The sequence below is a fragment of the Enterococcus sp. AZ191 genome (assembly GCF_051713845.1).
GTDB classification, from domain to species: Bacteria; Bacillota; Bacilli; order Lactobacillales; family Enterococcaceae; genus Enterococcus_B; species Enterococcus_B durans.
This window is the reverse complement of the sequence record NZ_JBIOQS010000001.1, coordinates 409,685-427,841: the sequence shown is the minus strand read 5'-3', so window position 1 is coordinate 427,841 and position 18,157 is coordinate 409,685. Positions and strand designations below refer to the sequence as shown.

15 protein-coding genes and 2 pseudogenes are annotated in these 18,157 nt (G+C 37.8%); 7 read left to right on the top strand and 10 right to left on the bottom strand.

Annotated features, from left to right (window positions below; translation table 11 throughout):
* Positions 1–30 precede the first annotated feature (30 nt).
* Together radA and IGI47_RS02085 are read right to left on the bottom strand one after the other, a co-directional pair.
* Positions 31–1,401: a DNA repair protein RadA gene (radA, locus tag IGI47_RS02090; RefSeq protein ID WP_311930540.1), complete on the bottom strand. Its 1,371-nt coding sequence runs from the start codon at positions 1,399–1,401 to the stop codon at positions 31–33.
* Positions 1,402–1,448: 47 nt separating this feature from the next.
* Positions 1,449–1,982, bottom strand: coding sequence for an SPbeta phage deoxyuridine 5'-triphosphate nucleotidohydrolase (locus IGI47_RS02085; protein WP_005876905.1), 534 nt, complete (start codon positions 1,980–1,982; stop codon positions 1,449–1,451).
* 209 nt (positions 1,983–2,191) lie between these two features.
* Between IGI47_RS02085 and proB the strand changes: the two genes are divergently transcribed.
* The 3 genes and pseudogenes from proB to IGI47_RS02070 all read left to right on the top strand — a co-directional run bounded on the left by proB (position 2,192) and on the right by IGI47_RS02070 (position 4,680).
* Positions 2,192–2,998, top strand: a complete 807-nt coding sequence (gene proB, locus IGI47_RS02080; RefSeq protein ID WP_438783200.1) for a glutamate 5-kinase — start codon at positions 2,192–2,194, stop codon at positions 2,996–2,998.
* Positions 2,995–4,238: pseudogene (locus IGI47_RS02075) on the top strand (glutamate-5-semialdehyde dehydrogenase). Before proB ends, IGI47_RS02075 begins: the two are co-directional and overlap by 4 nt.
* Before the next feature lie 97 nt (positions 4,239–4,335).
* On the top strand, positions 4,336–4,680 hold the full coding sequence (locus IGI47_RS02070; RefSeq protein WP_311930543.1) for a hypothetical protein: 345 nt from the start codon (positions 4,336–4,338) through the stop codon (positions 4,678–4,680).
* A 380-nt stretch (positions 4,681–5,060) separates the two neighbouring features.
* Here IGI47_RS02070 and IGI47_RS02065 read toward each other — a convergent pair whose 3' ends face one another.
* Together IGI47_RS02065 and IGI47_RS02060 are read right to left on the bottom strand one after the other, a co-directional pair.
* Positions 5,061–5,372, bottom strand: a complete 312-nt coding sequence (locus tag IGI47_RS02065; RefSeq protein ID WP_438783199.1) for a hypothetical protein — start codon at positions 5,370–5,372, stop codon at positions 5,061–5,063.
* A gap of 366 nt (positions 5,373–5,738) precedes the next feature.
* Positions 5,739–6,932 carry an MFS transporter gene (locus IGI47_RS02060; protein ID WP_438783198.1) on the bottom strand — a complete coding sequence of 398 codons (1,194 nt, stop codon included), beginning with the start codon at positions 6,930–6,932 and terminating at the stop codon, positions 5,739–5,741.
* Between the two features lie 114 nt (positions 6,933–7,046).
* Here IGI47_RS02060 and IGI47_RS02055 point away from each other — a divergent pair, with 114 nt between their 5' ends.
* On the top strand, positions 7,047–7,562 hold the full coding sequence (locus IGI47_RS02055) for a PadR family transcriptional regulator (RefSeq protein WP_081135285.1): 516 nt from the start codon (positions 7,047–7,049) through the stop codon (positions 7,560–7,562).
* 116 nt (positions 7,563–7,678) lie between these two features.
* Here IGI47_RS02055 and IGI47_RS02050 read toward each other — a convergent pair whose 3' ends face one another.
* From IGI47_RS02050 to IGI47_RS02035, 4 genes and pseudogenes are all read right to left on the bottom strand, one after another.
* Complete coding sequence (locus IGI47_RS02050; protein ID WP_311930546.1) at positions 7,679–8,119, bottom strand: DUF2798 domain-containing protein; 441 nt, start codon at positions 8,117–8,119, stop codon at positions 7,679–7,681.
* A 158-nt stretch (positions 8,120–8,277) separates the two neighbouring features.
* Positions 8,278–8,394: pseudogene (locus tag IGI47_RS02045) on the bottom strand (DUF3788 family protein); the annotation flags it as partial.
* A gap of 208 nt (positions 8,395–8,602) precedes the next feature.
* Positions 8,603–9,862, bottom strand: coding sequence for a glycoside hydrolase family 73 protein (locus tag IGI47_RS02040; RefSeq protein ID WP_311930547.1), 1,260 nt, complete (start codon positions 9,860–9,862; stop codon positions 8,603–8,605).
* Positions 9,863–10,423: 561 nt separating this feature from the next.
* A complete protein-coding gene (locus IGI47_RS02035) occupies positions 10,424–11,269 on the bottom strand; it encodes an SDR family oxidoreductase (RefSeq protein ID WP_438783196.1) in 846 nt (281 codons plus the stop codon).
* 125 nt (positions 11,270–11,394) lie between these two features.
* Here IGI47_RS02035 and IGI47_RS02030 point away from each other — a divergent pair, with 125 nt between their 5' ends.
* The 3 genes from IGI47_RS02030 (at position 11,395) to IGI47_RS02020 (ending at position 15,008) form a co-directional block, all read left to right on the top strand.
* The gene (locus IGI47_RS02030) at positions 11,395–11,862 is read left to right on the top strand and encodes an Rrf2 family transcriptional regulator (protein WP_311930549.1); all 468 of its coding nucleotides are present in this window, start codon (positions 11,395–11,397) and stop codon (positions 11,860–11,862) included.
* A gap of 127 nt (positions 11,863–11,989) precedes the next feature.
* Positions 11,990–13,582, top strand: a complete 1,593-nt coding sequence (locus IGI47_RS02025) for a hypothetical protein (protein WP_438783194.1) — start codon at positions 11,990–11,992, stop codon at positions 13,580–13,582.
* 223 nt (positions 13,583–13,805) lie between these two features.
* Complete coding sequence (locus IGI47_RS02020) at positions 13,806–15,008, top strand: ROK family protein (protein ID WP_438783193.1); 1,203 nt, start codon at positions 13,806–13,808, stop codon at positions 15,006–15,008.
* 203 nt (positions 15,009–15,211) lie between these two features.
* On the opposite strand, the gene IGI47_RS02015 is transcribed toward IGI47_RS02020, so the two are convergent.
* The gene (locus tag IGI47_RS02015; protein WP_311930552.1) at positions 15,212–16,102 is read right to left on the bottom strand and encodes a phytoene/squalene synthase family protein; all 891 of its coding nucleotides are present in this window, start codon (positions 16,100–16,102) and stop codon (positions 15,212–15,214) included.
* The gene (locus tag IGI47_RS02010) at positions 16,086–17,579 is read right to left on the bottom strand and encodes a phytoene desaturase family protein (RefSeq protein ID WP_311930553.1); all 1,494 of its coding nucleotides are present in this window, start codon (positions 17,577–17,579) and stop codon (positions 16,086–16,088) included. Before IGI47_RS02010 ends, IGI47_RS02015 begins: the two co-directional genes overlap by 17 nt.
* Between the last annotated feature and the right edge of the window lie 578 nt (positions 17,580–18,157).

The window sequence follows — 18,157 nt, the reverse complement described above, 5'->3', positions numbered from 1 at the left end:
TCCTCCATTTCATTCATTTGATTTTTGATTTTAGCGAAACACACGTTTTAATGTTTCAGCTAATGTGGCTACGCCCACTACTTCGATTCCCTGAGGTGGTTGCCATCCGCCAAGATTATTTTTTGGCAGATACACTTTTGTAAATCCTAATTTCTGTACTTCTTTGACCCTCTGCTCAATATGACTTACCCGTCTGATTTCACCAGTCAAACCGATTTCGCCAATAAAGCATTCTGTTGGCTGTGTTCCTTTTTCTTTGTAACTCGAAGCAATACTGATCGCAATAGCTAAATCAATAGCCGGTTCATTTAATTTTACCCCACCAGCCGCTTTTAAGTAAGCATCTTGATTCTGCAACAATAAGCCTGCTCTTTTTTCTAGGACAGCCATGATCAGTGAGACTCGGTTAAAATCTAAGCCAGTCGTTGTTCGTTTTGCGTTTCCGAACATCGTGGGCGTCACAAGCGCTTGGATCTCTACTAAAATAGGACGAGTACCTTCCATCGCCACCACGATGGCTGAACCGGTTGCGCCTTCTAAGCGCTCTTCTAAGAAAATCTGTGAAGGATTCGCCACTTCCTCCAATCCATGCTCGTGCATCTCAAAAATACCAATTTCATTTGTCGAACCAAATCGATTCTTCACCGCTCTTAAAATACGGAAACTATGGTGTTGTTCTCCTTCGAAATAAAGAACCGTATCTACCATGTGTTCGAGCATTCTTGGACCTGCAATCGCCCCTTCTTTTGTGACATGTCCAACGATAAAAATAGCGATACCGTTCGTTTTGGCAATTTTTAATAATTCTGCGGTCGTTTCCCGCACTTGACTCACGCTACCTGCTACACTCGTGATATCCGGTTGTGTCATTGTTTGGATGGAATCAATAATGACATAATCAGGAGAGATTTGTTCAATTGCTCGGCTGATCTCATTCATATCTGTTTCTGCGTATAAATAAAATTCCGTGTCGATCGATCCTAGACGTTCCGCACGTAACTTGATTTGCTCAGCGCTTTCTTCACCAGATACATACAATACTTTACCACCGATGTCTGCAAGTTGTTGTGAAACTTGTAATAACAACGTCGATTTCCCGATACCTGGATCTCCACCGATCAAGATCATTGATCCTGGAACAACACCGCCGCCTAATACTCGATTCAATTCAGCAAGTTTCGTTTTTACCCGTGATTCTTTTTTGGGGATGACTTCCGCAATTTTAGTTGGCTTCGCTTTTTCACCAGTTAAGCTCGTCCTAGTTCTGCGGTCGCTAGTATCCTGCTCAATTTCTTCCACCATCGTATTCCATTTTCCACAATTCGGGCATCGCCCTAAAAATTTAGGCGAAACATACCCACAGTTCTGACAGACAAATTGCACTTTTGCTTTTTTTGCCATCGTCTCGCCTCCTTAAATTATCTTTTTAAATTTAACTCTACCTTAAATCAATGTTGGTTGGATGAACCAAAACCGCCTTGACGGGCATTTTCCGTCTGATCTTGATCTGCTTTTAAGAACGGTAGGAAGATTCCTTGACCAATCCGCTCACCTTTTTTGATGACTACATCTTTGAAGCCGAAGTTGGTGAACTGGAACATGATATGTCCTTCATTTGCTTCATTGTTGTAATAGTCACTGTCGATCACACCCACACCATTGGTCAAGATCAAAAAGCGTTTCAATGGATTACTTGAACGGTTCGCTAACTGTAAGAACTCCTCTTCCCCCATATATGCCTTGATACCAGTTGGCACGAGTACGGGTTTGATTTTTTTCTCTTCGTCTGCCACCATGTTATTTTTCAATACCTCAGTCATTGCTGCCATTCCTTGCTTTAGTCCCGCTTTCCATACACTTGGAATCACAATTTCTTCTGCCGCTTCAAAATCATAGCCTGCAGCATGATGTGTGGCTCTTTTGGGTAAGTTTATTTGTTGCTCTTCATAAGTTGATATAACTTCAAATCCTCTTTTTTTCACCGAATTTCCTCCCAGAATAAACTATTTTTATTTTAACATATCCATTGGAACAAAAGCTCTTCTTTAAAAATTCTTCATGAAATTCTGTTATGCTGAAGAAAATCACCATTTCTACTGAAAAAAAAATTAGATTTTTAACATGACTTTATGGTACAAAACAAGTAGAATAGAACGAAATCTATCAGTGTAAATAATTATAGAGGTGTCACATGCGAAAAGAAGTTATCAAAGCCAATCGAATTGTTATTAAAGTCGGAACAAGTACGTTGATCTATCCTAATGGGACAATCAATCTAGCTGCCATCGATCAACTTGCATTTGTTCTATCTGATCTGCACAATCGTGGAAAAGAGGTCGTCTTAGTCTCTTCTGGTGCTGTAGGTGTCGGGATGCATAAAACGAATCGCTCGACCCGCCCGGCTACCATTCCTGAACAACAAGCCATAGCGGCAATCGGTCAAGCTGAATTAATGAACATCTACAATCAGCGTTTTACTGTCTATAATCAGCAAACTGCCCAAATCTTAGTTACTAGAGATGTGATCGATTTTCCGGAAAGCAGAAAGAATGTTGTAAATACGTTGGAGCAGTTATTGGCGATGGGCACGATACCAATCGTTAATGAGAATGATACTGTAGCCGTCGATGAATTAGACCACTTAACAAAATTCGGCGACAACGACCAATTGTCTGCCATTGTTACAAAACTGATCAATGCGGACTTATTGATCGTCTTATCCGATATCGATGGTTTTTATTCAGATAATCCGACAGTCAATCCCAATGCCAAAATGTACCAAACTGTTACGGCAATCGATAATACACTAATGGAACAAGCCGGTTGTGCAGGTTCGACCTTTGGAACTGGCGGCATGCATAGTAAATTAAAAGCCGCCTTACGTATTTTTGAAGCACAAAGCACGATGATCTTGGCAAATGGAAAAGATCCTAAGATCATTTTTGACCTATTAGCTGGAAAAGAAATTGGCACACTATTTAAGGAGGAACAGTCATGACTGATTTAAACCAACTTGGAAAAGATGCAAAGAAAAGTGCCCATACACTTGCATTGATGAGTACTGAGCAAAAAATTCTCTATTGAAACAAATGGCGTTGACGATCAAAAAAAATCAAGGCGCACTATTAGAAGCCAACCAGAAAGATTTAGCACAAGCTGAAGAAAATGGTATCAATGAAACGATGCTAGATCGCTTACGTCTAACACCGGAACGAATCCATGCAATGGCAGAAGAAATGAACAAAGTCGCCCAATTAGATGATCCTATTGGAAAAGTAGATCAAATGTGGACTAATGCTGATGGTCTCTTGATTGGGAAAAAACGAGTGCCACTTGGTGTCATCGGGATCATCTATGAATCCAGACCAAACGTCACTACTGATGCAGCCAGCTTAGCTTTTAAATCAGGAAATGCGGTCATCCTACGTGGTGGAAAAGAAGCCTTCTCCTCAAATCAGTTGTTGGTTCAATTACTGCAACAAACATTAGTGAGCGCTGGACAATCCCCTTATGCCATCCAATTTGTTGATGACACGTCACATGAAACAGCAGAACAATTGATGCAATTAACCGACTACTTGGATGTTTTGATTCCTCGTGGTGGTGCAAACTTGATCCGTCGCGTCAAAGAACAAGCAACAGTACCGATTATTGAAACAGGCACAGGAAACAACCATGTCTATATCGATAAGGATGCCCAATTGTCTATGGCGGTTGAGATCATTGTCAACGCAAAGGCCTCTCGTCCTTCGGTATGCAATGCAGCAGAAACCTTACTGATCCATTCAGAAATTGCACCTTTCTTTTTACCAATCATTGAAAAAGAACTCGTTGAACATGGTGTTTCCTTGCGCGCAGATGCTCGGGCTATGGACTACTTAGAAACCGCTACGCTAGCAGAAGAAAATGATTGGGACACCGAATATCTGGATTATATTTTAGCAGTAAAAGTGGTTGATTCCTTAGATGATGCAATCACACACATCAATCAGCATAACACGAAGCATTCTGAAGCCATCGTCACAGACAGTTACCAAGCTAGCCAACGCTTTTTGAATGAAGTTGACGCCGCCGCTGTCTATGTCAATGCCTCTACTCGCTTCACAGATGGCGCTGTCTTCGGTTTTGGTGCAGAAATCGGCATTTCCACACAAAAACTACATGCGCGTGGACCAATGGGGTTGAATGAATTGACTTCCACCAAATATGTCATTTATGGAGATGGTCAAATCCGTTAAATTGTTTCACACGAAACATTTACGTGCTTCAAAATAAACTATGCTAAATCTTCTTTTTAGTATGTATGTTGAAAATTTTATTTAGAAAGGTCCCACTATGTTTGAAATTCTAAAAATTTTCTTTGTTTATATCGTTTCCTTGAATCTCTCTGCTTTTTTAGGTGTTGGCCTTTTAGCTCTTTTTTTCCAGTTTAAAAAAAGAAGCTTGCGAAATGCGCAAGCAAAGTGGAGTAGTTATCTGCAACGAATTGGTCCAAAAGGAATGGTTTGGCGCTTATATCTCAGTTATATGATCTCTTTAAGTGCACTAGCTATACTCAATTACACTTTTGCTTTTAACCAATCGATTGCTTATACGATCACTTTACTGATTGCAGGTATCTTCCATCTTTCGTATAAATACCAATTAAATAAGAGTAACCTTACCAATCGATTCAAATAATGGATACAAACAGTAAGAAAATCAGTCATTCTATCAATTAAGAAAAGAGATCGAGACCAAAGTCGTTTAGATTTGAGAAATTGAAGAAAAAACGAACGTGGGACAAAAGTAAGAAACACTTTTGTCTCATTCATTAAAAACGAATAAACGGTGGGAGCAGAAGCAACTCCTTCTTAAATCAGCCGAAATTCACAAAAATGTGAAAAGCAATTTCCGTGAATTTCGGCTGATTTCTCGGAGTTAAACACTTCTGTCCCAACCTCGTTTTTTTTTTTGATATTTCCGAAGATTTCCCCTTGAAACAAAACACTTCTGTTCTAGTTCTAGCTTCTCTTACAGTCTTCTCAAAAATATTCTTAGCATCTTTTTACAATCTCTTACTAATAATTTTCATCTTCATGGTCCAAAATAGCAAAACCATCAAATGTTTCCCCATCGTAATAGCGCAAAAGTTCATCCATCGACAAATTCATCGTTTTTTCTTTTTCTTCTTCCACTTCAGCAAGCAATTGTTCACGATAGACTTGGTATAATTTCGCCAATTTCTGTTGCATCACTTTTCTCGACTCGCCAGTTGCGTTAAGTATCGGTAGTTCTTTTAGATAGCCTTGATACACAGGACGGCCATCTACCAATTCAATAGGAAGCTCAATATACGTTAGGCCAACTTCTTTAAAATACTCTTCTAACATGTTTTCCCCTCCCTTTCTCCCTTGGATTGTATCTCATAACTGCTCGACTTTCCAGTAAAAAAGAGGTCGATACAAAAGTCGTTTAGGTTTGAGAAATTGGAGAGAAAAACGAACAATACGTTTTTTGTATTGCTCATTTTTTTGAAATTTCCGAAAAACCTGGCTTTTGGACGCCGTTTATTTGAGAGAGGCTGGGATAGAAGTGTTTAACTCCGAGAAATCAGCCGAAATTAACGAAAATTGCTTTTCACATTTTTGTGAATTTCGGCTGATTTAAGAAGGAGTTGCTTCTGCTCCCGCCGTTTATTCAGAATTAGAGTCTGTAGCAAACCTGATTTTTAGATTTGTCCCACATTCCTATCAAACTTATTCTTCCCCTTCACTTGTGACAAAATAGTTGCGATGATAAATGATACAGACTACGCTGATCACCACAATGATTGCCGCAAAATAAAACGCATAACTTTCTCCCATTTTTTCACCAATCTCACCGGCAATAAACGGAGCCAGTGCCCCACCAAAGAAACGAACAAAGCTATAACTTGAAGAAGCAACGTTTCGTTGCAACCCAGGTATTTCCATTGCAATCGTTGTTAGCAATGTATTGATGATCCCTTGGAAAAAACCAGAAAGAACAATACTGATTGGTACAAGTACTTGGAACGATGCGCCTGCTCCCAATAATGCCAAACAAATGATGAAGAAAATAAAAGCAACTAAAATCGTGCGGTAAGTCGTGAATTTCTTTTCTAGTGCTGGTGCAACGAAAATGGAAGCAATCGCTAATAACACACCCCAGCCAAAGAAAACAAAACCGACTTCTAATTCGCTATATCCTACCAATAAGAAAGGTGCATAAGCCAATAACGTAAAAAATCCAAAATTGTATAATAAAGCAATCAAACCAACAGAGCGTAACTTATGGTTGCTTAATGCTTTCACGCCTTCCCAAAAGCCAACTTTTGTTTTTGGCTTTTCAGCTTCTGGTAAAAGAAATGCTAGTGCAATAAATCCTAAAAACATCAAAGTTGCTACTCCATAAAATGGATAACGCCATGAACCACTTCCTAAAATACCACCAACTAAGGGACCGACTGCCATTCCGCAACCCAAAGCAGCTTCATACATCATGATTGCTTTTTCTGTATTCCCCACTAAGATACTAACAATCGTTGCTAGTGCCGTTGAAACAAATAATGCATTTCCGACACCCCAACCGGCACGCAAGCCAATCAACGTATTGATATTATTAGATAATCCACCAAGTCCAGCAAATATAACAATGATAAATAATCCCGCCATCAACGTTTTTTTCAAACCGATACGACTTGATAAAAAGCCCGTAAATAGCATAGCTACTCCAGTAACAAGCATATAACTAGTAAATAATAACGTCGTTTGAGCAGGTGTTGCATCTAATTGCGCAGCTATTGTCTTCAAGATTGGATCGACCAGACCGACCCCCATAAATGAAATCATACATGTAGCAGCTACGACAAGTGCTGAATTTTTTCCTTTTGTTTGTTCACTTATTTCTAATTGATTCTCCAAGTTTTCCATTCCTTTCTTTCTATATAGCATCATACATGATTTATTTTACATGTCAATATGCACATGTAAACCTAGGAAGAAAGGATGTGCTATAATAAAAAGAAATCAGTCAGGAGGTATCGTATGAATACTTTAGCCTATATCCTATTGTGCGTTCTTTTGTCTAAACCTCGATCAGGTTACGAATTGAAACAACTTATTACGATTTTTTGGGAAGCTCACCACAGCCAGATCTATACTACCTTGGCAAAGTTAGATCAGAAAGGGTATATCACTGTTCTAGAAATTGAAGAACATTCCCAAAAAAAGATTTATACGTTAACCGATGAAGGACGTTCTTTAGTAGAAGAATGGATCAAAGAAGAAACTCCTGCTCCTACGCAAAAAGACGAATTTCTAGCCAAAATCTACGCCTTCTCAACCTTAGATAAAACAACAGCAACTGGATTGCTTTTTACACGAGAACAGCAATTGAACAAAATCATGCAAAAAAACCAAGCAAAATTGGTCGATCTTTCGATTGATAAACGAGAAGAATTTGGTCGTTATGTCGTAATCCAGCGTCGAATCTTACTTTGCCAACAAGAGCTTGATTGGTGCCAACAAGTACGAGAAATGATGCAAACCTTTTTTGATTAAATAAAAAAAGCCCCTCACTATTGAAACGCCCCCGTAAGTTAGAAGTCCAACTTAGAGAGCCGCTCCAATGAAGAGTCGGCTTTTTTTACATCTATTGAATCATTACATACCTTTTGTTAATTTTGGATTTTACTTAATACACTTCTAGAAATTGGACCAACGATCAGTAATTGCAATGGCAATGCAGCAATCACATTCATTTTCCAAGCATTTAAATATAAAGAAAGTAATTGATCTGGAATACCTTGTTCAAGGATGATACCAAATAAAGACATGCAAGTAACCATTCCTAAGACCATTAGACAAGAAATCGTCACGATCATCTGAAACTTGCTTTCTGGATTAACAGGTAGCTTGAAAGCTATTTTTTTTGCAATAACTCCAATGATAAACACATCTAAAATGAAGGCAACAACAAATCCAGGTACTAGACCGATTAGAAGACTAGAAAACTGCAAATCCCCATGAAGCCATAGATTGTACACACTCATTCCTAATACCATCAAGAAACACATCATTGTTGTAAAAATTATTCCTTCTTTTTTGTTTGTAGGCAACTATACCACTCCTTTAATTTTGTCACGAAGGTTATCGTAGCACATTTAAAACTTTTGTGTAAGTATTTTTTTCAAATAAAAAAAGAAAGCCTTTTTACGACTTATGCTTCATCTACCTGAGTGTGGGACAAATCTAAAAATCAGGTTTGCTACAGACCCTAATTCTGAATAAACGGCGGGAGCAGAAGCAACTCCTTCGGAAATAAGCCGAAATTCACAAAAATTTGAAAAGTAATTTTCGCTAATTTCTTCTTATTTCTCGGAGTTAAACACTTCTATCCCAGCCTCTCTCAAATAAACGGTGTCCAAAAGTCAGGTTCTTCGGAAATTTCAAAAAAAAAAAAAAAAAACGAGCAATACAAAAAGCGTATTGTTCGTTTTTCTCTCCAATTTCTCAAACCTAAACGACTTTTGTCTCGACCTTCTGGTAATAAAGAAATCAATCGAAAAGGGTCTTCTTTTTATTTAGTTAGTAAAAGTGGACTAATATCCGTAAAAACCTATTCCTTCATATTTCCAACCTAATGGCGTAAGGAAATCTCTTTCAGAAGCACTTAGAGTATAGTGATGTGTCCCAGTTTTTTCATTTGGATTAAACAGGCGATAAATAGGTTTGGAACCCCCAGAATAGAAGCTCAATCCTTCATAACGCCAGCCTAATGGTTTTAGAAAGTTAATTTCTGATTGCGCCATTGTATAGTGATGGTCTCCGCTATAAGGGTTATACATCCGATAAACCGGTTGGCCACTATTCGGTGCTTGCCAAGCAATCCCTTCATATTTCCAACCCACTTTTGGCAAATAATCTTTTTCTCCAGCATTCAATGTATACAAATGTTCACCTGTATGTTTATTGTAGAGGCGATACATTGGGGAAGTTGACACCTTCGCTGTATCATATTGGGTCAAATTATAGGTTTCGATGACACTATTCAATGTGGACCCATAATTTGGCGCAGTCGCATAACGACCAGTCAGCCAAGCTGTTGCATCTTTGTATGACTTGGTATTACTTTTCCAAGCACCCGAGTAGTAATATACACCAGATTGGAAAGAAGTCGTTTTTAATACTTTGACATTGTCTTGTAATGATTCTTTATAGGAAGGATATTTTCTAAATGCTGCATTGACAGTGATCCACTGTCCATTTACATATTCAGAAGTTGGCATCGTGACAGATTGCCCTTGGTAATTCCCTTTGATCCCAAATAAGTTATAGTTTGGAGCTGCGGAAAGTGTGCTTTTCCCCCAACCACTTTCTACAATTGCTTGGGCAATCATAACTGATGCATATAAATCATTTTCATTCGCTAGACTTTGAGCGGAAGAAGCAATGCTATCGATGAATACTTGCTGCGAAGTGTTGGCAACTCGAGCTGAGCGTGCCATCACACCATTTGTAAATTCAGATAAATCTGCTTGGTGCGTATGTGTGATCGTTTGTCCATCCGTCAATTGATTCGTGATTTCTTCTGTTGTTTCTGGATTTTCGTTTGTTGGTGTTTCACTTGTTGCTGTTTCATTTGTAGCGGAAGTATCCGTTACTGTATCTGTTGTACTTACAGCCTCCGTTGTTTGTGTTAGAAAACTAGCACTTGTTTCCGTTGTTTGTACTTCATTCGTTTGATTGACTTCAGTAGTCTCAGAGGTTGATGATCCGATTTCTTCTGCTAGAACGGTTGCATTGGTGATAACTAGGCTCCCTAAAATAATCGTACTTAGTAGAAAACTTCTAAATTTCATGACACTCTCCTTATTGATTCTTTTTATTATCTGAATGTTGTATAGTCTAAATGTTAAATTTTATGGTTAAAATAGTAACTATTCTAAAAAAATTCTCATAAATCCTACACATTAATCAGTATACATGAAATAAAGAAAAAATAGTTACGTTTACTTCAAAAAAAGAAGAAAGAGGAAAAGCCTCACTTTCTTCATTGATCTGTAAACAAACATCAATCGCATCACTAGTAGCAGAAAAATTTCTCGAACATATAAAAAACATCTAAAAAAAGCATCCCAATCGACGCTCTCTAAATCATTTTTTTGACAGACTCTCGAATAAACGGCGGGAGCAGAAGCAACTCCTTCGGAAATAAGCCGAAATTCACAAAAATTTGAAAAGAAATTTTCGTTCATTTCTTCTTATTTCTCGGAGTTAAACACTTCTGTCCCAGCCTCTCTCAAATAAACGGCGTCCCAAAGTCAGGTTTTTCGGGAATTTCAAAAAAAGAGGTTGGGACAAAAGTAAGAAACACTTTTGTCTCGACCTCCTATGCCATCTGAAATGCTTTTCTTATTGAGTTACTTCATTAATTCTCTTAAGCCTTCTTCTAAAGAAATCAACGGTTTTTCTAATGCTTTTTCAAAATCATCAGACACAACATTTAGTTGGCCATTTTTAATATCCTCTTGGATAGCTCCAAACATTTGTGCCGCTGCTTCAGGATATCCTGCTTCTTCCAAGTGTTTCATAAATCCCTGATTGTCAGTTTGAATGATTTCAATCGGTTGATCTACCACTTGTTTCAACGTTTGACCTAGTTCTTCATAAGTGACTGGTTTTCCTGATAATTCTAGTACTTCTGGAAATGCAGAACCTGCTACTGCTTTAGCTGCCACTTCTGCGTATTCGCGTTTGAGCGCCCATCCTGTTTTTCCGTCCCCTGCAGCATAAACAAAACGACCTGTCTTTAAAGCAAGCTCAATAATTGGCCATTCATTTTCTAAATACCAGTTATTCCGTAAAAAAGTATGGGGAATACCAGAATCTTTGATTACTTTCTCTGTAAATTGATGATCCGGAGCTAAGATACTAGTTGAATGATCTGCATCTGCAAAGCTAGTATACGCAATATAAGAGACACCACTTTTTTTCGCAGCCTTCACTACATTCTCATGTTCCTCTTGACGATTCCCCGGTGCACCAGAAACAAAAAGCAAACGATCGATTCCTGTCAATGCCTTCTTCATCGATGAAAGATCAGAATAATCACCAATTCGAACATTCATCCCTTCATTTTTTAACCCTGCTCCTTTTTCTTCACTCCGAGCAAGCACATAGATTTCTTCATTTGGAACAAGCCCTTTCAAATAATTTACAGCGTATTTCCCAAAACCACCAGTTGCTCCTGTTACTAAATAAGTCATATTGACCACTCCTTTGATTGTCTAACTATTTCTTAAATTTCCAACCTGTACATTTATAAGTTACACCATTATCTTAAAGAGTATGCTAAGATAAGTCAAGAGAAAAACTACCAGGAGGTATTCCTATGAAATATTCTTTACAATTCAGTGATGCAATTCATATTTTAGCCTACATTAAAATCTTCCAAGACAGCAATCTATTATCAAGTGAAATGATTGCCAAAAGTATCGAAACTAGCGCAGCAAATGTCCGAAAAATCATGAGCAAACTAAAAAAATCTGGACTGATTATTACTCAAAATGGCAAAGCAGCTCCTTCTTTAGCAAGAAAACCAGAAAAAATTACGCTACTTGATGTGTATCAAAGCATTGAAGGCAATACAAACTTGATCCAAGTCGACCCAAAAACCAACCCAAATTGTGTGGTGGGCGCCAATATCCAAGAAGCTTTGACAGAAAGCTATTCTCGATTACAAGAAAAAGTGGAACGAGAAATGGAACAAATGACTTTAGCAGAGTTGATCCATAAAATTGCTGTACTAGAAAATGAGCATCGTCCAGAAAATCAAGAAATCATTGAAAAATTTTTGTAGGTTAAATTCTCGACAATGTTCTTATTTATTTTCTATTAAATAACAATAGTATTATAAAAAAAATACTGTTTTACTTTCTATTATCCGTTAAACTTATTAAGTAAAAAGTTTTAAGGAGGAATTTACTTTGAAAGATTGGCAAAGTTATTTTTTAGAAAAGACGTTAGACTTAGGTTATTCTTATTTTTTAGAAAAGCGTGTCCTTGAGTTTACGATTGAAAAACAACAAATGACCGCTAAAATTACGGACGATACAGAAAAAAATGCCATGATTGTTTTAGATGATACACATCAGATCTTACACACAACCTGTGATTGCCTGTGCCCATCTGTAAAACAATGCCCCCACTTAGTTGCGCTCTTATTCGAATATGAAACGCATTTCCCCAAAGAATGCGAGCGAGAGATAGCACAATCGATCACTCATGCAGATGACACGCAGATCCAAAGTTTTTTGACTATTGTTTTACAAGAGGATCCGCGGTTGGCGCAACGCTTTTACCGGCATATTTCACTCGATGGATCAGCAGCTCCTGCTCATTCCGACACAATTGTCACGACTCATAAAAATAACATTGATGGCAATGCCCCTTCTGAAAGAGTTGACGTATTCACAACAGAGATGATCCGCTTTACAGAGTTACAAGTGAAACGTTCAATTAAACAAAAGAAAGTTTTACATGGTTTTGAAGTAGTCAATGCAATCATTAAAATAATCGATTTTTCAGAAATTTGTTATTCTACTCAAGCAATTGATCGCTTGCTGAACCATTGTTATACCTCTTTAAAAATACTGTTCCGTTATGCTACAGCAAGAGAAGAAGAAGAGTTGATCCAAAGACTTACCGCTCAAGCAGACAATCCACAACGAATCTATTCTAATTTATACATACATAAACTCTTGAATGAGAAAATAGGTAGTCATTCAGAAGATACGAGTTACGCTAGCAATACCCAGAAAAAAAAGAATCCAGCAACCCCTAAACGGTTTCTTTCAGTGAAACAGATGGAAATGCTGAATTATTCGGCCAATCAGATCCACTATGCGGTCAAAGAAAACTGGTCTTCTCCTGCTGCACGTTCGCAATATGTGGACTATCTCCAAAAAAAGAAGGCGTATGCTGAAGCTGTCACTGTATTGAAAGCAAGCATCGAAATGGACAATCATTCTCCAGATTTGGTTTTACTACATCGTTATTCCCTAAAACGACTTTACCAAAAATTAGGCAACATACAGGAATACGCAAATCAAATCTATCGTTTATTGATTGAAAATAGTGTAGTAGATATGAATTTGATCCATCAATTGAAAAAAGTTTGTACACCCGAAGAATGGGAAAAACGTAGTGCCGACTTATTAGAAAAATTACGAAACCATGTCGGTGTGGGCTTATTCTATTCACAAGAAAAGCGCTATGATTTACTGCTGGATTATGTACTTAAAGCACCTGGACTAGAAAAAGCGAGCCATTATTTCATTTATTTGAAAAAGCATGCGCCAGATGCCCTTTTACAGAAATATGAATATGAACTACGAAAGATGGCCCAGCCAACCGGTACTCGACCACATTATCATAAAATTGCTCGATTAATCACAGAAATGGCTAGCTTACCAAATAGTATCGTTTCCGCTCAACTCTTGATCAAAGAATTAAAGGAAAAGTATCCTCGACGAAAAGCCCTACTTGAAGAATTAAAATTAGTTGAAAAGAAACTATAACGAGGAATGACTACCTGCTTATATCATCTGGTAATGGCTTGTCCCCTTTTTAGTACTACTTACTTTTAAGGTGACAGGTCATCTTCGGTATCTTTTTTATAACGATCGTTTTTATAGGGATACCATTCAAAAAAATTCATTTGTTAAACTTTTTATTTCACTATATACTTATAGATAATCCTGTTATATTACCTAGATCTCCTGGATAAGGAAAGGAATTTTTATGATCTCAAGCAAATATACCATTCGTGAAAGTAACCAAGCGAACATTCTTAAAGCCATCATCGACAAACAAGAAGTCTTTAGAGCTGAGTTAGCTGCTACCACTGGTTTGAACAAAGCTTCTGTTTCAGACATCACCAAAAAATTGTTGGCTGATCAACTAATTATCCAAACTCGTATTGGGAATGCCTCAATCTCTGGTGGCAGAAAACCGATCATGTTGACATTCAATCGAAAAGTTGCTACTGCTCTTTCTTTTGATGTCGGCTATGACTATCTAGAGGGTATGTTGTCTTATATTGATGGCACGCCGATTGCTACGGTCGAAGAAGAGAAAATCTCTGTTGATTCAACAAACGTAGTTGCACTTTTGCAAACAGCGATTGCTGACTTGATGACATATAACCCATCTACGCCGTATGATATCGTAGGAGTGACGATCGGCATCCACGGGGTCATCTTGGATGAACAAGCAATTTTTACCCCTTATTATGATTTAGACACGATTGATTTGAAACAGCAATTGATGGATCACTACTCATTCCCGGTTTTTATCCATAACGAAGCGAATTTAGCTGCTTTAGGTGAATATACTTTTTCTTCTCCCTTACAAAATTTGATTAGTATCAGTAGCCATAGTGGCATTGGTTGCGGCATTGTGGAAGACGGGATTTTAAAAATCGGTAAACATGGCAAGTCTGGAGAGATCGGCCACACGATTTTGTATCCCAACGGCATCCCTTGTCCCTGTGGCAATCATGGTTGTTTAGAACAATATGCTTCAAACAAAGCCATTTATGAAGAATTTGCGCACAAAAAAAAACTTGAATATGCGAATTCAGACATCATTGCGACTTATGCGAATCAAGCAGATCCTGATGCACTTCATTTAATAAAAAAAAATGCGGAATTGTTAAGTATTGGTATCAATAACATCAGTATGATCTATGATCCTGATATCATCGTGGTCAACAGTCCCCTCTACCGTAAATTGCCGATAATGATCGACTATATCAATAACGCCCTAAGCAGTCGCTTTACAAAAGAAATCATTGTTCGAAATACACTTCTGGGGGAAAAAGCAATTCTCTTCGGCGGCGTAGCTGTCATTGCTCAACACTTCTTGAACATCCGCAAATTAAAATTTAAAAAATGTGGGACAAATCTAAAAATCAGTTTTGCTACAGACTCTAATTCCAAATAAACAGCGTCCAAAAGTCAGGTTTTCCGGAAATTGAAAAAAAGAGCGTGGGACAAAAGTAAGAAACACTTTTGTCTCATTCTTTAAAAACGAATAAACGGTGGAAACAGAAGCAACTCCTTCTTAAATAAGCCTAGATCCAAACAAATAACTTTTTTGTTCTTCCTTTTCCACAGATTGTTCTGAGTAAATCCTTTATCGTTTTTTCAGATAAAAGAAGAAGTCCGATTGATTTTTTCCAAATAACTTGTCACTTCACGTAGCAATTGAAGTTTACGGAAATGACTGATTTTATTTTTTCTAGTAAACACTTGATAGTGATTTTTTCTAATAGCCTCTAGTTGCTCCCGATAAATAAACGCTGCAGCTGTTAGTGCTAGCTGACAATCTTTGTGGATCGATGGTAGCATTTCAAAAGATTGCTTATACCGTTCTTCTGCTTGCGCAGCCAGAGATTCCCATAAAGCAATAAAAGCTGGTGTAGCTGCTTTATTTTCCAACGTTTCTTCTGTTACTTGAAATTTTTCCATCTCTTCTTTTGGTAAATATACTCTGCCCATTTGGTAATCTTCCCCTACATCACGCAAAATATTGGTCAGCTGCATCGCCTCACCTAACTTTTTTGCTGGTTCAGCTATTTTAGTTGCTTGGTCCGTCAACAATGGCAGCAACATTAGTCCGACGCTTCCAGCTACATAATAACAATAGTCCTCAAGCGCCTTCATATCCTTCGGTTGCGTAAATGATATATCTTTTCGTTGACCATTGAGCATGTCGTAAAAGGGTGCTAAATCCATCGGAAAATTTGCAAACACCACAGCTAACGCACGCCAGATAGGAGCATTGGGTACTTTTCCTGCTTCAAAATCGGTTAACTGCTGTTCTAACTTATCCAATCCTTCAACATTTCCTTCCAAGTCAATGAGATCATCTGCTTGACGGCAAAAAGCATAGATAGCATAAACACTTTGTGCCTTTCTTTTTGGCAGTTGAGAAAAAGCGGTATAGAATGATTTGGAGTGTTGTTTGATGACTGCTTCACAGTAAGTAAAATCCGCTTGATAGACCTCAAACAATCGTTCATTGTCGCCTGTCATCTTTCAACACCTCCTCTACTGCTAGCTTCGCACTTTGCATCACGATCGGTACACCTGCGCCTGGATGGGTACTGCTTCCACAGAAATATAAATTTTTTGCCGCAGAAAACTTGTTATGCGGACGGTAGTAGTTGCTTTGTTTCAATGTCGGCTTCAAGCCAAAAGTTGCACCATTGTATGCATTGAACTGTTTTTCAAAATCCTTTGGTGTCATATATGTTTCCGAGACAATGTGTGCCTCGATATCTTTGAAGAGTGTCTTCTCTTTGATTAACGTCAAGACCTTTTGCCGATACTCTTGAACGATCTCATCTGACCAATCCTCGTACATCGATAACTCCGGAACAGGGACCAATACATATAGCCCTTCCTGTCCTTCAGGGGCAAGTGTTTGATCCATCAATGATGGACGATACAAATAAAAGGATGGGTCCGCCGATAACTTACCGATCTCAAATAGATCATCCACATTTTGCTTAAAATCATCGGCAAAATAAATACTATGCAGTTGCTCTTCCGGATAACATTTATCTAACCCTAAGTACATCAAAAAGCAGGAACAAGAATACTCCATGTTCTCGATTTTTTTATTCGTATATTTTCCTCTTTTGTGTTCATCTGGAATCAGTTCTTGCATCGCATAAGGGAAATCAGCACCGCAAACAATCGCATCAGCTGTAACTTGTTCGTTTCCAATACGAACTCCTTGAGCTACTTTATTTTCGATGATCAGTTCATCGACAGGCGTTCCATATTCTATTTTCCCGCCTAATTCTACAAATAACTTAGCCAAAGAAGTCGCTAACGTGTACATGCCACCTTCAATAAAATACACACCATAAAATAACTCGATCATCGGAATGATCGTATATAATGATGGACCTTGGTAAGGAGAAACACCAATATATAATGTTTGAAATGCCAGTGATTTTCTTAATCGTTCATCTTTCACGAATTTTGAAATAGACGAATATGCGTCACTGAATGTGCGCAAGCGAATCCCTGCCCACAATGATTTAGGATTATAAAAATCCCAGAATCCGCGAAAAGATTTGGTTATAAAAGCTTCTTTGGCAATCGTATAACGTTTGTAGATATCGGCTAAAAAAGCCATATATCCTTGAGCATCTTCTGATGATATGTCTTCTAACGTTCGCATTAACTCAGTTAAATCATTGGAAAATTCAAGAGGACGCTCCTTGTTGAAATATAATTTGAGCATCGGATCAACTTTTTTCATTGGAATATAGTCATCAGGGTCTTTTCCACAAAATTCAAAAACTTCACGATAGATTTCGGGCATCATCACGATAGTTGGTCCTAAATCAAAAGTAAAGCCATCTTTTTTGATTTGGTTCATTTTCCCACCAGGCTGACTTTCCTTTTCATACAGTGTTACTGCATAATCTAATTTTTGTAACCGAACTGCAGCACTTAGACCGGCGACTCCTGCGCCTATTACGAGAATCTTTTTCATGGGATCACCTACATCTCTTTCTTTATCACTTGATCAATTTTAGGATATCATTAAATTTATCAAGCGATAAACTAATACGCTCAAAAATCTGTTTTATTGAATAAACATTTTTCAGCAATCCAAGAATTATAAAAAGATCTACGTATTTTTTTAGGATATCGGCATATTCATAAAAACGTATAGATGAAATTGAAGAAAATTTTGAGGAGAAAGAATATTCCCTCAAAATCAACTCAATAACAAAAAAATGTGTAAACAAACTAGAGACAGCCATCGGCTGCTGAGCTTGTTTACACGTTTTTTATTGTTTGTTCTGACGGAAAAAGTTCCAGCTGATACAATCATTGATAGAGGTCAAGACAAAAGTCGTTTAGGTTTGAGAAATTGGAGAAAAAAAACGAATAATACGCTTTTTTTATTGCTCGTTTTTTTGAAATTTCCGAAAAAAACTTACCTTTGGACGTCGTTTTATTCGGAATTATAGTCTGTAGCAAACCTGATTTTTAGATTTGTCCCACATTCAGTTGAAATTTTCTGTCTTCATTAGTAATTTTACGCCATACTTGAATAGTTTACTC

Bases quoted from the DNA above. Each gene is read 5' to 3' on its own strand.
- radA (WP_311930540.1), bottom strand. From the start codon at position 1,401: ATGGCAAAAAAAGCAAAAGTGCAATTTGTCTGTCAGAACTGTGGGTAT.
- IGI47_RS02040 (WP_311930547.1), bottom strand. From the start codon at position 9,862: ATGAAATTTAGAAGTTTTCTACTAAGTACGATTATTTTAGGGAGCCTA.
- IGI47_RS02030 (WP_311930549.1), top strand. From the start codon at position 11,395: ATGAAATATTCTTTACAATTCAGTGATGCAATTCATATTTTAGCCTAC.
- IGI47_RS02070 (WP_311930543.1), top strand. From the start codon at position 4,336: ATGTTTGAAATTCTAAAAATTTTCTTTGTTTATATCGTTTCCTTGAAT.
- IGI47_RS02060 (WP_438783198.1), bottom strand. From the start codon at position 6,932: ATGGAAAACTTGGAGAATCAATTAGAAATAAGTGAACAAACAAAAGGA.
- IGI47_RS02065 (WP_438783199.1), bottom strand. From the start codon at position 5,372: ATGTTAGAAGAGTATTTTAAAGAAGTTGGCCTAACGTATATTGAGCTT.
- IGI47_RS02055 (WP_081135285.1), top strand. From the start codon at position 7,047: ATGAATACTTTAGCCTATATCCTATTGTGCGTTCTTTTGTCTAAACCT.
- IGI47_RS02010 (WP_311930553.1), bottom strand. From the start codon at position 17,579: ATGAAAAAGATTCTCGTAATAGGCGCAGGAGTCGCCGGTCTAAGTGCT.
- IGI47_RS02035 (WP_438783196.1), bottom strand. From the start codon at position 11,269: ATGACTTATTTAGTAACAGGAGCAACTGGTGGTTTTGGGAAATACGCT.
- proB (WP_438783200.1), top strand. From the start codon at position 2,192: ATGCGAAAAGAAGTTATCAAAGCCAATCGAATTGTTATTAAAGTCGGA.
- IGI47_RS02015 (WP_311930552.1), bottom strand. From the start codon at position 16,102: ATGACAGGCGACAATGAACGATTGTTTGAGGTCTATCAAGCGGATTTT.
- IGI47_RS02020 (WP_438783193.1), top strand. From the start codon at position 13,806: ATGATCTCAAGCAAATATACCATTCGTGAAAGTAACCAAGCGAACATT.